Consider the following 12931-nt stretch of genomic DNA (forward strand, 5'->3'; position numbering starts at 1 on the left):
GAGAGCCCATGGAATACGAAACAATTAAGCTTGAGATTTCCAAAGACGGCGTGGCGATTTTGACGCTGAACCGCCCGGATAAAATGAACGCGCTGAACACCCAGATGCGGGCTGAAATCACCCATGCGGCGCAAGAGGCGGCGGGCAAGGCACGGGTTCTGGTGCTGACCGGCGCGGGCAAGGCGTTCTGCTCGGGCCAGGATCTGAGCGACCGCGCCAATGCCAACAATCTGGATCTGGAACGCACCCTGCGGGACGAATACGGCCCGATGTTGCGTGCGATCTATGACTGCCCGATCCCGACCATCTGCGCGGTGAACGGCGCAGCAGCCGGGGCAGGGGCGAACCTGGCGCTGGCGGCGGACGTGGTGATCGCCAAGGAAAGCGCATACTTCCTGCAGGCGTTTTCGCGCATCGGCCTGATCCCTGATGCCGGCGGCACCTACTGGATGACCCGCAACATGGGTATGGGCAAGGCGATGGGCGCGGCGCTGTTCGCAGATAAGATCTCAGCCCGCCAGGCAGATGACTGGGGCCTGATCTGGGAAGCGGTGCCGGATGCCGAGTTTACCGCGATCTGCAAGGCCCGCGCGCTGCATCTGGCCAAAGGCCCGACCCTGGCCTATGAGCACATCAAATCGGCGATCCGCGGCAGCTGGGACAACTCGTTGGAGCAGCAGCTGGAACTTGAGGGCCGCAAACAAGGCACCTGCGGTCAGAGCCGTGATTTCAAAGAGGGTGTTGTGGCCTTCCTGGAAAAGCGCCCACCGCACTACGAAGGTCGCTGATGCCAACAAAGTTCTACCAAAGGGCGTCCCCAGAGGGCGCCCTTTTTCGTCAAAAGGCGGCATTTTAACGTGAATATTAGGTAAATCTTTATTAGCCGCTTGAAATGTCAGAACATTGGGTCAGTTAAATCTAGAAGTTGATTAAAATGAACATTTGATGCCGTAACAGCACCTTAGTGCACGGGGGTGAAATGCCCGCAAGTTATCAAGTCTACCCGGATCAACAGCTTCTCTATGTGCGTTACGAGGGGCATCATCACACTCGTCAGACTGATGATCTGTTGCCTTATTATCAGCTGGATCCAATGGTCATGACCGGAATGCGCTGCATGATCGATTGCGAAAATCTGACAAGCGCCAAGATTGACATCGATTTGAGACGCCAACAGATGGATCGGCTGTGTGCGTTGCTGAAAGACTCAGCGAAGGATTGGCCCATCGTCTACTATTGCCCCAACAAGGTCAGTCAAAGCCTGACGGCCATGACCGCCAAGATGTGGGCGGAATATGAGGGGGTCACATTTCAGATGGCGAAAACTCGCGAAGAGCTAGCCGAAATTTTGAACGAGCCGCTGGATTTCGTCGATATGATTCTGCAGCGGTCAACGACGTAACATATCTTTAACGCGTGTAAGCTATGCTGCGCGGTAACCTTGGATCATCCCATTTCAAGTAAAGAGCGCTCTGACCCTAGGGGGAAACATCCATTGGTGTAATTTCCTCATTATGTCAGTGACTTGCCGCATTCTCCGTCTGTAAGCTGAGGTGCTGCGTGTGGTTTTGTTCGAGAGGATGTGGTGATGAGTGTGTCCTATACTGTGTTGCCTGAGTATCAGCTTCATTATGCGCGTTACTTTGGTCATCATCATACAGTTCATACAAGTCAGTTGTTGGCTGACTACCGGCGCGATCCTCTCATCCATCGCGGCTTGCGGTCGGTTCTGGACTTCTCGCGTATTCAAAGCGCCGAGTTGGACCTGGATCTGCGCCGGCGGCAGATGGAAGATCTTTATGCGATGTTTCATGAGCCCGGCACGATCTGGTGCGTGACCTATTACTGCCCTACCGAGATCAGCCGCGGCCTGACCTCTATGCAGCAAAAGATGTGGGAAGCCCGGCCGGACGTTGATTTTCTGGTGGCCGAAGACATCCGCGACGTCGCGGAGAAGCTGGATGTGGGCGAGGCCATCATCCGCGCCTTGATCAAACACGAAGCCTGATTGCCAGTTCCACACCGTCGCACAGAAAAGGGCCGCCCGAAGGCGACCCCTAAATCCTTGATCCGCTAGGATATTAGCGGTTTTCAACATCCACGTAATCGCGGTTGATCTCACCCAGGTACAGCTGGCGCGGACGACCGATTTTGTTCTGTGGATCTGCGATCATTTCTTTCCACTGCGAGACCCAGCCGACGGTGCGCGACAGCGCGAAGATCGGGGTGAACATCGAGGTCGGGAAGCCGAGGGCTTCGAAAATGATGCCCGAGTAGAAGTCTACGTTCGGGAACAGCTTCTTCTCGATGAAGTAGGGGTCTTCCAGCGCGATGCGCTCCAGTTCTTTGGCAACCTGCAGCAGCGGGTTGTCTTCGACGCCCAGCAGTTCCAGCACTTCGTCGGCGGATTCTTTCAGAACCTTCGCACGCGGGTCGGTGTTTTTGTAGACACGGTGACCAAAGCCCATCAGACGGAACGGATCGTTCTTGTCCTTGGCGCGTTCGATGAATTCCGGAATGCGATCGACGGTGCCGATTTCCTTCAGCATTTCCAGACATGCCTGGTTTGCACCACCATGCGCCGGGCCCCAGAGGCAGGCGATGCCAGCAGCGATACAGGCAAACGGGTTGGCACCCGAGGACGATGCCAGACGCACGGTCGAGGTCGAAGCGTTCTGTTCGTGGTCGGCGTGCAGCGTGAAGATACGGTCCATCGCGCGGCTGACGATCGGGTTCACTTCATACTGTTCTGCAGGCACCGAGAAACACATGTGCAGGAAGTTTGCTGCGTAATCCAGATCGTTGCGCGGATATACAAACGGCTGACCGATCGAGTATTTATAAGCCATCGCAGCGATGGTCGGCATCTTGGCGATCAGACGGTGCGACGCAATCTCACGCTGGCGCGGATCCGCGATATCGGTCGAGTCGTGGTAGAAGGCTGCCATGGCGCCAACAACACCCACCATGATCGCCATCGGGTGTGCATCCCGGCGGAAACCACGGAAGAAGTTGTGCATCTGTTCGTGGATCATGGTGTGGCGGGTGATCGTGGTCTCAAACTCTTCCAGCTGAGCCGCGGTCGGCAGCGCACCGTAAAGCAGCAGGTAGCACACTTCGAGGTAATGCGACTGGCCAGCCAGCTGATCGATCGGGTAGCCGCGGTGCAGCAGCTCACCTTTGTTGCCATCGATATAGGTGATGGTGCTGTCGCACGACGCGGTCGAGGTGAAGCCCGGATCGTAAGTGAAGACGCCGCCCTGTGCGTAGAGCTTGCGGATGTCGATCACATCAGGGCCAGCCGTGGGGCTGAACATTGGCAGCTCCAAAGATTTCCCGTCAAACGTCAGCGTTGCGCTTTTGGTCGATTCCGTCATGGTTTTCCCTTCATCACATGGCTCAGCGCGCCCGGACGGGCGCGCGGCGTTGCACTATTTTGTTGGCCGTTTTGGCATTTAGGAGGGACCGTTTGGTCCCCGCCGTCAGCCTGCGGCGTCGGTCAGACGGGCAAGTGTTTCGTCCTGCCCGAGGACCAGCATCATGTCAAAGACACTAGGGGTAGCAGCGCGCCCAGCAAGAGCGGCACGCAACGGTCCGGCAAGTTTTCCGAACTTCATCCCCTGCGCTTCGGCAAACTGGTTGGCCGTGGCCTCCAGTTCGTCACGCGTCCAGCTAACATTTTGCAAATGCGGCGTCAATTCCTTCAGTATACCACGGGATACATCATCCAGGTGTTTTGCCGCCTTTTCCTCAACGTCAATTGGCCGGCTTGCCAGGGCAAAGCGTGATTTTTCAATAAGTTGAGGGAAGGTTTTTGCGCCGGTCTTGGTGCAATAGAGCGCCTTACGTAGAACTACGTTCTGCGCCTCGGTCAGCGCCTCTTCGCCGGTTGCGGCCAGAAAAGCCTCCAACTCATGCAGCACTGCAGCATCTTCCGTTGCGGCCATATGCTGACCACAGAGGTTTTCCAGTTTTTTGAAATCAAACCGGGCCGGCGATTTGCCGATGCCGTTCATGCCGAACCATTCCTGCGCCTGCGCGTCGGTGAAGAACTCATCATCGCCGTGGCTCCAGCCCAGACGCGCCAGATAGTTGCGCATACCTGCCGCCGGGTAGCCCATCGCCTGATATTCTTCGACACCCAGCGCACCGTGGCGTTTGCTGAGCTTCTTGCCGTCGCCACCGTGGATCAGCGGGATATGGCCCCAGACCGGAACGTCCCAGCCCATCGCGTCATAGATCATCATCTGACGCGCGGCATTGTTCAGGTGGTCGTCGCCACGGATCACATGGGTCACGCCCATATCGTGGTCATCCACCACCACGGCCAGCATATAAACCGGCGTGCCGTCGGAACGCAGCAGGATCATATCGTCCAGCTGATCGTTGCGGATGGTCACATCGCCCTGCACCTCATCCTTAATGACGGTGCTGCCTTCCTGCGGTGCCTTGATCCGCACCACATAAGGCGCATCGGGGTGGCTGTCCGCAGCCGCCTCACGCCAGGGCGAGCGGTAGTGGGTCGATTTGCCAGCGGCGCGGGCTTCATCGCGGAAGGTTTGGATTTCTTCCTGTGTTGCGAAGCACTTATAGGCTTTGCCTTCGGCCAACAGCTGGTTGGCCACCTCGGCGTGACGATCAGCGCGTTCGAACTGGCTGATGACTTCACCGTCGTGATCCAGCCCCAGCCACTCCATGCCTTTCAGGATGGCAGCGGTTGCTTCGGGGGTGGAACGCTCGCGGTCCGTGTCCTCAATCCGCAGCAGGAACTTGCCGCCGCGGCCCCGGGCGTAAAGCCAGTTGAACAGCGCGGTACGGGCGCCACCGATGTGCAGATAGCCGGTGGGGGACGGGGCGAAACGGGTCACGACTTGTGTCGACATGCGGGTATTAACCTTTCGGTAACCAGGAAGATCGTATCATTTCCGCCTGTCTATCCATGCGAACCTTTAGGGGCAAGGCTTGGCTCTGTTGCCGGACATCATTGCAAGGGCAAATACGCTGCTGTTGACCCAGCGCGGCCATCTGTTCCCTTGGGCACCGGTGTTTCTGGCCCTGGGGATCGGCAGCTATTTCGCGCTGCTGGCGGAGCCTGCGCCGCTGATGCTTTTGGGGGGCGCTGCGATCTCTGTCGCTGCGGCCCTTCTGGCGCTGTGGCTGAAATCCGGCGCGGCCCCTTTGATCTGGGCCTTGGCGCTGCTGGCGGCGGGGCTGCCCTTGGCGGCGATGCGGGCGCATCTGGTGGCGGGCCCGGTGCTGAGCTATCGCTACTACGGCCCGGTGGAGGGGCGGGTGGTTGGCCTCGACAGGTCGGCCTCCGGCGCCTTGCGGGTGACATTGGATCAGGCGGTTCTGGCGCGATTGGCCCCGCAGGCGACACCGCGGCGCTTGCGGGTTGCGCTGCACGGCGATCAGCACTGGCATGCGCCTGAGCCGGGGGAGCGTGTGTTGGTCACCGCCCATCTGTCGCCACCCGCTGGCCCGGCGGAGCCGGGCGGGTTTGATTTTCGCCGCCACGCCTGGTTTCAGCGCCTTGGGGCCGTGGGATATGCCCGCACGCCGCTGTTGCTGCTGGAACCGGCCACCGAGGGCAGCGTTGCACGGCTGCGGATGGATCTGTCCACTCGGATCAAAACCGCCTTGCCCGGTGAACGTGGCGCGGTTGCGGCGGCGTTGATGACCGGGGATCGCACCGCGCTGTCGGCGGATCTGCTGCGGGATTTGCGCCGGGCCAATCTGGCGCATCTCTTGGCGATATCGGGGCTGCATATGGGATTGGTCAGTGGCTTTGTCTTTGCGCTGGTCCGGCTGATGCTGGCGGCGGTGCCCTACATTGGCCTGCGCGTCCCGGCGAAGAAAATCGCCGCCCTTGCCGCCCTGACCGCCGCTGCCGGCTATCTGCTGCTCTCTGGCGGCAATGTCGCGACGGAGCGTGCCTTTGTCATGGTGGCGGTGATGCTGGTGGCGCTGCTGTTTGACCGGCGCGCTATCTCGCTCAGGGCGGTGGCGGTCGCGGCATTGGTGGTGCTGGTGTTGCGACCAGAAAGCCTGTTAAGCCCCGGTTTTCAAATGTCCTTTGCGGCCACAACAGCGCTTGTCGCCGTCTTTGCGGGCCTGCGGGACAGCAACCGCCTGCCACGCGGCAGGCTGGGCGGTCCTTTGACCTTGATCTTGTCATCTGCGGTGGCGGGGCTGGCCACGGCCCCCTTTGCCGCGGCGCATTTCAACATGGTGTCGCAGATGGGGCTCTTGGCCAATCTGGCTTCGGTGCCTTTGATGGGGGCCTTTGTGATGCCCGCGGCGGTGCTGGCCGCCGTGGTGATGCCCTTGGGGTTGGAGGCCTGGCCGCTGTGGCTGATGGGGCAGGGGATTGCCTGGATCATGGTGGTGGCCCACTGGATATCTGAGCAGGAGATGGCGGTGCGTCATGTGGTTAGCCCGGGCAGCCATGTCTTGCCGCTGCTCAGCCTTGGCGTCTTATGTGTCATCCTCTGGCAGGGGCGATTGCGCTGGGGTGGCAGCGCGCTGATTGCCTTGGGTTTGGCGGGCTGGATGCAAAGCGAACGGCCTGATCTGTTGATTGCGGAAAACGGTGGGTTGGTTGGCGTGGCAACACCTGACGGGCGGGCCTTGTCCAAATCCCGCGGGTCTGGATTTGTCGCTGGCGTCTGGTTGGAAAACGACGGCGCGCCGATGTCGCAGGAGGCGGCCGCCGCGCTGTGGCCCGCGCATGTGGCGGTGGAGCAGGGGGCGCTGCGGGTGATCGCGGGCAAGAAAGCAGCGGCAGATGCATGGTGTAACAAGGGCGATTGGCTGGTCAGCAATCAGCGGATTGAACAGCCCTTGCCCTGTCAGGTCTTTGATCCGAAATCCCTGAAACATACAGGCAGCATCGCGGTGTTTGACCGGGCAGATGGCCCCAGAATCGAAACCGCCCGCCAAAGGGCGGGCGATCGTTTGTGGAACCAATGGGTCTGGCGAAAGGAGCGGCCAGCAACCCGTTGATTGAATTTCCTTAGTAGCTGCGGATCAGCCCGACCAGACGCCCCTGCACCTTGACCCGATCCGAGGGGAAAATGCGGGTTTCATAGGCGGGGTTTGCGGCCTCCAGCGCGATGTTGCTGCCCTTGCGGCGCAGGGTTTTCAGTGTGGCCTCCTGATCCTCAACCAGAGCGACCACAATGTCACCGTCATCTGCGGTGCGGGTTTCGCGGATGATCACCACATCGCCGTCATTGATGCCGGCGTTGATCATCGAGTCCCCTTTGACCTCCAGCGCGTAATGCTCATAGCCGGAGGTCAGCATGGAGCCAGGCACGGCCACGTTATGGCTAACCTCGCTGATCGCCTCAATCGGGACACCGGCGGCGATGCGGCCCATCACCGGCAGCTCCTGCGCATGGATCACCTCAACAGGCTGCGCAGCGGGCGGGGTGGCATCAGGGCGGCCGCCCTCAATCACCTTGGGGCTGAAGCCGGCGGTGGCTTCCCCGCCCATGCTTTCAGGCAGTTTCACAATCTCAATGGCGCGGGCGCGGTGGGCCAGGCGGCGGATGAAGCCGCGTTCTTCCAGCGCAGTGATCAGCCGGTGGATTCCCGACTTGGACCGCAGGTCCAGCGCCTCTTTCATTTCATCAAAGGAGGGGGGCACGCCATCCTGCTGCACCCGCCTATGGATGAACTGCAAAAGATCGAGCTGTTTTTTGGTCAGCATGGAACGCACCCTCGCCTGTTGGTTTGGGTTTGTTCTATACATGTTCCTGTTTTGTGTCAACTGAGTTGCGGAACAAGGGGGGAACGCGCGGTTAAAGAGGAATGAATTCCATATCCTCGCCCGCAGCGCGCGCCGGGTCCCGCACGGGGCGCACGAGGAGGGCATTGGCCGCCGACAATACCGTCAGGAGGGAGCTGTCCTGATTGTCGAAAACCGTGATCTCGTCCGCTTCAACACGCGCCCGCATGTAATGTTCGCGCGGGCCGTTTGCACCGATCGGGGCGGCAAGGCGAGCGGTTTTGCGCTGGGGGGCGGTGGCGGGCAGGCCCTGCATCGTCTGCACCACCGGCACCAGAAAGATCGCGCCGCAGACCATGGCCGAGACCGGATTGCCCGGCAGCCCAACCATCATCGCCTGACCCATCCGGCCCGCCATCAGCGGTTTGCCTGGGCGCATGGCGATTTTATAAAAGCTCCGCTCCATCCCCAGTTCGGCGGAGACCGGTGCAACCAGATCGTGATCGCCGACCGAAGCGCCGCCGATGGTGACCACCAGATCGGCCCCTTCGGCCAGCGCAAAGGCCGTTTTCAGACTGTCCACATCATCACGGGCAATCGGCAGGATGCGGGTCAAGGCGCCGTGCTGGTCCAGCAAGGCCTTCAAACCAAAGGTGTTGGAGGCAATGATCTGATCAGGGCCGGGTGTTTCCCCCGGCATCACCAGTTCATCCCCGGTAGAAATCAGCGCAATATCAGGGCGGTGGATCACCGGCACCTCAGCGATATTCATTGAGGCCAGCAGCGCAATGTCGGATGGGCTGAGCAGGCGCGGTGCCGCGATCGCGTCACCGATTTTGAAATCGCCACCGGCGGGGCGGATATTGTCCCCCTGGCCGGGATCCCGCGCGATGGTGATACGGTCGCCGGTCCGGTCGATATCTTCTTGAATGACAACGAAAAAGTCACCGTCCGGCACCGGGGCGCCGGTGAAGATGCGGATTGCCTGACCCTTGCCGACCACACCTTTGAAGCCAGAGCCGGCGGCGGCTTCACCGATCACGTCAAACTGCGCGCCGATCTGCATCTCACCCCGGTGCACGGCATAGCCATCCATGGCGGAGGCGGCAAAAGGCGGCTGGGTGCGCTGCGCGGTGACATCTTCGGCCAGCACGCGACCGACGGCTTGTACCAGCGGAACCGTTTCTGCGCCAAGCTGCGGCGTCAGTGAAAACAGATGGTCGAGGGCGTCAGTGACAGGGATCATGGCATAGGCTTCGTTAGCTGTTGCGTTTCCCAATCAGCGTAACTAACGCCACTCTCGGTTTTCCAAGAGCGACGTCCGTTGTCTGAACGCCCGGCAATTGCTGTGGAAGCTGCCGATGGGCTTGAGAACGCGTAATTTTCGGTGAACTCACCGACGCCGCCTGCGACGTTGATAATACCCTTTGCAACAAATTCAGCGTGGCGAATGGCATAACCTTCGTTGTGTGCGTGAGTTCCGATCCACTCAGGTCTACATTGAGAGCCTTTTTGAACGATGAATTCGTTTCCGCGAAGGATCGCTTGCGCTTTGATGTCGTGTTTAGAAACACTCATATAGAAACGCGTCGCGCTTGTACCCTCAGCCACTTCTTGCGGTTCGTAGCTCGCGGAAGGTCGACGGCGCGAGCTGAGAATATCGACGCGGATCGCTGGAAGCACAATTTGCAGGTTTTCGAGGAAACGCTCCATATTTGATGTAGCTGCTTCGTTTAGGCTGGCACCGCCAGGAATATTGCCGTTCGCAAGCGCTACCCCTTCGGCGGATGCAGCTAATTCGACCATGCGTTTTTCAAGATATCGGACATGGGCTTTGTGTAGACCATCATCTGAAGATGTTATCAAAACAGCTTGCTCCCACCAGTCTTTATCGCGGGCATGATCAGCGATGCGTTGTGCGAGGTTCTCGGTTTCGCCTATGTAGACCGTACTTCTTTCGTCAACCATCCCAAGCAGAGCGTATACGCCTGTTCTTTGGGCGTCTGTGCGGCGCAAGCCTTCAGCAATTTGTGCGCGCGGTAGTTTTAGAACGTGCCCTGTCCAGTTAAACACCTCCGCGGTCAGCATTCCGTCCGGATCGCCGTCAACAAAAAAGAGTTCTAACGAACGTCCCTTCATTCGGCTTCGTAGCGGCCGGATTTACCGCCGTCTTTCAGCGTGACGTGGATGCCGCCGATTTCCATCGCTTTGTCGACGGCTTTGATCATGTCGTAGACGGTCAGCGCGGCGGTAGAGACGGCGGTGAGCGCCTCCATCTCAACACCGGTCTGGCCGGTGGTTTTCACGGTGCCTTCGATGCGCACACCGGGCAGATCCGGGTCCAGCACCAGCTCCACCGCGACTTTGGTCACGGGCAGGGGATGGCAGAGCGGGATCAGATCCGGGGTCTTTTTGGCCCCCATGATGCCGGCCAGACGGGCTACGCCCAGCACGTCACCTTTCTTGGCCTTGCCTTCCGAGATCATCTGGAAGGTTTCCTCGGCCATACGCACCCAGCCCGCCGCAGTGGCGATGCGACTGGTCACGGCCTTGTCGGAAACATCCACCATATGGGCATCGCCCTTGGCGTCGAAATGGGTCAACCCGCTTGAAGCCTGTCCGCCAGTCTCTTGTCCGCTCATCTCTACACCCTTGCCTTACATGCCAGTTGCGGTCAGCGGGTTGGCCAGCAGGCGGCGCGTTGCTGAGGCGACATCTTCGTTGCGCATGAGGCTTTCGCCGATCAGGAAGGTGCGGGCGCCGTAACGTGCCATATCGGCCAGATCCTCGGGCGTGTTGAGCCCGCTTTCGCTGACCAGCATCCGCTCGGCGGGCACCCGTTTGGACAGTTTGCGGGTGGTGTCCAGCGTGGTCTCAAAGGTTTTGAGATTGCGGTTGTTGATGCCGATCAGGTTGGATTTCAGCGCGGTGGCACGTTCCAGCTCTTCGGCGTCATGCACTTCGATCAGCGCGTCCATGCCCCATTCAAAGGCAGCGGCCTCCAACTCGGCAGCCTGCGCATCGCTGACTGAGGCCATGATGATCAGGATACAGTCGGCCCCCAAGGCGCGCGCCTCAGCCACCTGATAGGTGTCATACATGAAATCCTTGCGCAGCACCGGCAGGCTGACCGCGTCGCGCGCCGCGACGAGGAATTCCTTGGCGCCCTGGAAGGAGGGGGTATCGGTCAGCACCGACAGGCAGGTCGCGCCGCCATCTTCATATGCTTTGGCCAGTTCCGGCGGGTTGAAGTCTTCGCGGATCAAACCTTTGGAAGGGCTGGCTTTTTTGACCTCAGCGATCAGCCCATAGCCTTCGCGGCTGGCTTTGGCCAGCGCTTCACCAAAGGGGCGGACGGGGCTGGCGGCGCGGGCTTCAGCCTCCACCGCTTCCAGTGGTTTGGCGGCTTTGTCCGCGGCCACTTCTTCCAGCTTGTAGGCTTTGATCTTGTCCAGAACGGTGCCGGTGTTCATTGTTTTTATCCCTGTTCAAGCTGTGGTGTGATCACCCGGAGGTGACGGCGGCCAGCGTTGTGACGGCCTTCATGGCTGCCCCGCTATCGATGCTTTCTGCGGCAATTTCAACACCTTCTTTGAGGGTGCTCACCTTGTCCGCCACAATTAGTGCGGCGGCTGCGTTCAGCAACACCGCGTCGCGATAGGCGCCCGCTTCACCCTCAAGCAGGGCGCGCATCGCCACCGCGTTTTCCTCAGGCGAGCCGCCCAGAATGTCACGCAGCCGGTGGACCGGCAGACCGGCGTCCTCAGGATGGACCTCCAGCGGGGTGATCTTGCCCTGATCCAGCACAGCAACCTGCGTGCTGCCGGTGATGGTCAGCTCATCCGTGCCGTCCGATCCGTGCACCAGCCAGGCCTTTTCGCTGCCCAGCTCCAACAGGGTTTCCGCCATCGGGAAAATCAGGTCCAGCGCAAAGGCACCGGTCAGCTGGCGTTTCACCCCGGCCGGGTTGGTCAGCGGCCCGAGGATGTTGAAGATCGTCTTGCAGCCCAGTTCCTGACGCACCGGCATCACATGTTTCATCACCGGATGGTGCATCGGCGCCATCATGAAGCCGATCCCGGCCTCGGCAATGGCACGTTCCACCACATCGGGCTGCACCATGACATCAATGCCCAGCTGCCCCAGCGCATCTGCGGCGCCGGATTTGGAGCTGAGGTTGCGGTTGCCGTGTTTGGCCACGGGCACACCTGCGCCCGCCACCACAAAGGCCGTCGCGGTTGAGATGTTCAGCGTGCCGATGCCGTCACCACCGGTGCCGACGATGTCCATCGCGTTTTCCGGGGCCTTGACAGGAATGCATTTGGCGCGCATCTGCGCTGCTGCCGCGGCATATTCCGCCACCGATTCACCACGGGCCCGCATGGACATCAAGAGACCACCGACCTGCGCCGGGGTGGCCTGACCTTCAAACAGGATCTCAAAGGCCATATCTGCCTGCGCCCGGCTCAGCGGACCCTCGGAAGCGGCAAAGATAAGCGGTTTGATCTGCGAAGCGGTCATGCGGGTACTTTCATAATATCAAGGAAGTTCTGCAGCAGCTTATGGCCATGCTGCGACGCAATGGATTCAGGATGGAATTGCACGCCGTGGATGGGCAGCTCGCGGTGTTGCAGGCCCATGATGGTGCCATCTTCCAGCGCGGCGGTGATCTCCAGACTGTCGGGCAGGCTTTCGCGCTCAACGACCAGCGAATGATAGCGGGTGGCCTCAAACGGGCTGGGCAGGCCTTTGAACAGGCCCAGATCATCATGGTGCATGGTGCCCATCTTGCCATGCACAATCTCATGGCAGCGCACCACCTTGCCGCCAAAGGCCTGACCGATGGTCTGGTGGCCCAGGCAGACGCCCATCAGCGGGGTCTTGGTTTCGGCAGCGGCTTCGGTCAGGGCCAGACAAATGCCGGCCTGATCCGGATCACACGGCCCCGGCGAAAGCAGGATCCCGGCCGGGTTCATCGCCATGGCCTCCTGCACATCCAGCGCATCATTGCGTTTGACCACCACATCGGCGCCCAATTCGCCCAGGTAGTGAACCAAATTATAGGTGAAACTGTCGTAATTATCGATCAGAAGCAGCATCGCGCCCATCTTTGTTCTATGCGGGGCTGGAACGCCCCTTCAGTCGCGGTATACTTGTTCAGGCTTGCGCCCCAGCGTCAAGGGGGGCAGGGGCGTCAAA

13 protein-coding genes are annotated in these 12931 nt (G+C 60.1%); 4 read left to right on the plus strand and 9 right to left on the minus strand.

Annotation, left to right across the window (positions count from 1 at the left end; translation table 11 throughout):
* Positions 1-8: 8 nt before the first annotated feature.
* The 3 genes from ACORLH_RS10145 to ACORLH_RS10155 all read left to right on the plus strand — a co-directional run bounded on the left by ACORLH_RS10145 (position 9) and on the right by ACORLH_RS10155 (position 2008).
* Complete coding sequence (locus tag ACORLH_RS10145) at positions 9-788, plus strand: enoyl-CoA hydratase-related protein (RefSeq protein WP_321832559.1); 780 nt, start codon at positions 9-11, stop codon at positions 786-788.
* Between the two features lie 191 nt (positions 789-979).
* The gene (locus ACORLH_RS10150) at positions 980-1402 is read left to right on the plus strand and encodes a hypothetical protein (RefSeq protein WP_321832560.1); all 423 of its coding nucleotides are present in this window, start codon (positions 980-982) and stop codon (positions 1400-1402) included.
* Between the two features lie 186 nt (positions 1403-1588).
* Positions 1589-2008, plus strand: a complete 420-nt coding sequence (locus ACORLH_RS10155; RefSeq protein WP_321832561.1) for a hypothetical protein — start codon at positions 1589-1591, stop codon at positions 2006-2008.
* Positions 2009-2081: 73 nt separating this feature from the next.
* Here the strand turns inward: ACORLH_RS10155 and gltA are convergent, their stop codons facing one another.
* The gene (gltA, locus tag ACORLH_RS10160; protein ID WP_321832562.1) at positions 2082-3377 is read right to left on the minus strand and encodes a citrate synthase; all 1296 of its coding nucleotides are present in this window, start codon (positions 3375-3377) and stop codon (positions 2082-2084) included.
* A 105-nt stretch (positions 3378-3482) separates the two neighbouring features.
* The gene (gene gltX, locus ACORLH_RS10165) at positions 3483-4883 is read right to left on the minus strand and encodes a glutamate--tRNA ligase (protein ID WP_321832563.1); all 1401 of its coding nucleotides are present in this window, start codon (positions 4881-4883) and stop codon (positions 3483-3485) included.
* Between the two features lie 79 nt (positions 4884-4962).
* On the opposite strand from gltX, the gene ACORLH_RS10170 reads away from it, so the two are divergent.
* Entirely contained in the window at positions 4963-7005 is a 2043-nt protein-coding gene (locus ACORLH_RS10170; protein WP_321832564.1) for a ComEC/Rec2 family competence protein, read from the plus strand.
* Between the two features lie 10 nt (positions 7006-7015).
* Here ACORLH_RS10170 and lexA read toward each other — a convergent pair whose 3' ends face one another.
* The 7 genes from lexA to ACORLH_RS10205 all read right to left on the minus strand — a co-directional run bounded on the left by lexA (position 7016) and on the right by ACORLH_RS10205 (position 12831).
* Positions 7016-7714 carry a transcriptional repressor LexA gene (gene lexA, locus ACORLH_RS10175; protein WP_321832565.1) on the minus strand — a complete coding sequence of 233 codons (699 nt, stop codon included), beginning with the start codon at positions 7712-7714 and terminating at the stop codon, positions 7016-7018.
* A gap of 91 nt (positions 7715-7805) precedes the next feature.
* Positions 7806-8978, minus strand: a complete 1173-nt coding sequence (gene glp, locus ACORLH_RS10180; RefSeq protein WP_321832566.1) for a gephyrin-like molybdotransferase Glp — start codon at positions 8976-8978, stop codon at positions 7806-7808.
* Complete coding sequence (locus ACORLH_RS10185) at positions 8975-9871, minus strand: GIY-YIG nuclease family protein (RefSeq protein WP_321832567.1); 897 nt, start codon at positions 9869-9871, stop codon at positions 8975-8977. The genes glp and ACORLH_RS10185 overlap by 4 nt, the downstream gene beginning before the upstream one ends.
* Entirely contained in the window at positions 9868-10374 is a 507-nt protein-coding gene (moaC, locus tag ACORLH_RS10190; RefSeq protein WP_321832568.1) for a cyclic pyranopterin monophosphate synthase MoaC, read from the minus strand. Before moaC ends, ACORLH_RS10185 begins: the two co-directional genes overlap by 4 nt.
* 15 nt (positions 10375-10389) lie before the next feature.
* The gene (gene trpC / locus ACORLH_RS10195; RefSeq protein ID WP_321832569.1) at positions 10390-11205 is read right to left on the minus strand and encodes an indole-3-glycerol phosphate synthase TrpC; all 816 of its coding nucleotides are present in this window, start codon (positions 11203-11205) and stop codon (positions 10390-10392) included.
* A gap of 31 nt (positions 11206-11236) precedes the next feature.
* Positions 11237-12253 (minus strand): anthranilate phosphoribosyltransferase, encoded by a 1017-nt coding sequence (gene trpD, locus ACORLH_RS10200; RefSeq protein WP_321832570.1) that lies wholly within the window; start codon positions 12251-12253, stop codon positions 11237-11239.
* The gene (locus ACORLH_RS10205) at positions 12250-12831 is read right to left on the minus strand and encodes an aminodeoxychorismate/anthranilate synthase component II (RefSeq protein WP_321832571.1); all 582 of its coding nucleotides are present in this window, start codon (positions 12829-12831) and stop codon (positions 12250-12252) included. Before ACORLH_RS10205 ends, trpD begins: the two co-directional genes overlap by 4 nt.
* Positions 12832-12931 lie beyond the last annotated feature (100 nt).

Source organism: Thalassovita sp., assembly GCF_963691685.1.
Lineage (GTDB): Bacteria > Pseudomonadota > Alphaproteobacteria > Rhodobacterales > Rhodobacteraceae > Thalassobius.

Bases quoted from the DNA above. Each gene is read 5' to 3' on its own strand.
- ACORLH_RS10155 (WP_321832561.1), top strand. From the start codon at position 1,589: ATGAGTGTGTCCTATACTGTGTTGCCTGAGTATCAGCTTCATTATGCG.
- ACORLH_RS10185 (WP_321832567.1), bottom strand. From the start codon at position 9,871: ATGAAGGGACGTTCGTTAGAACTCTTTTTTGTTGACGGCGATCCGGAC.
- ACORLH_RS10145 (WP_321832559.1), top strand. From the start codon at position 9: ATGGAATACGAAACAATTAAGCTTGAGATTTCCAAAGACGGCGTGGCG.
- moaC (WP_321832568.1), bottom strand. From the start codon at position 10,374: ATGAGCGGACAAGAGACTGGCGGACAGGCTTCAAGCGGGTTGACCCAT.
- lexA (WP_321832565.1), bottom strand. From the start codon at position 7,714: ATGCTGACCAAAAAACAGCTCGATCTTTTGCAGTTCATCCATAGGCGG.
- trpD (WP_321832570.1), bottom strand. From the start codon at position 12,253: ATGACCGCTTCGCAGATCAAACCGCTTATCTTTGCCGCTTCCGAGGGT.
- gltA (WP_321832562.1), bottom strand. From the start codon at position 3,377: ATGACGGAATCGACCAAAAGCGCAACGCTGACGTTTGACGGGAAATCT.
- glp (WP_321832566.1), bottom strand. From the start codon at position 8,978: ATGATCCCTGTCACTGACGCCCTCGACCATCTGTTTTCACTGACGCCG.
- gltX (WP_321832563.1), bottom strand. From the start codon at position 4,883: ATGTCGACACAAGTCGTGACCCGTTTCGCCCCGTCCCCCACCGGCTAT.
- ACORLH_RS10205 (WP_321832571.1), bottom strand. From the start codon at position 12,831: ATGCTGCTTCTGATCGATAATTACGACAGTTTCACCTATAATTTGGTT.
- trpC (WP_321832569.1), bottom strand. From the start codon at position 11,205: ATGAACACCGGCACCGTTCTGGACAAGATCAAAGCCTACAAGCTGGAA.
- ACORLH_RS10150 (WP_321832560.1), top strand. From the start codon at position 980: ATGCCCGCAAGTTATCAAGTCTACCCGGATCAACAGCTTCTCTATGTG.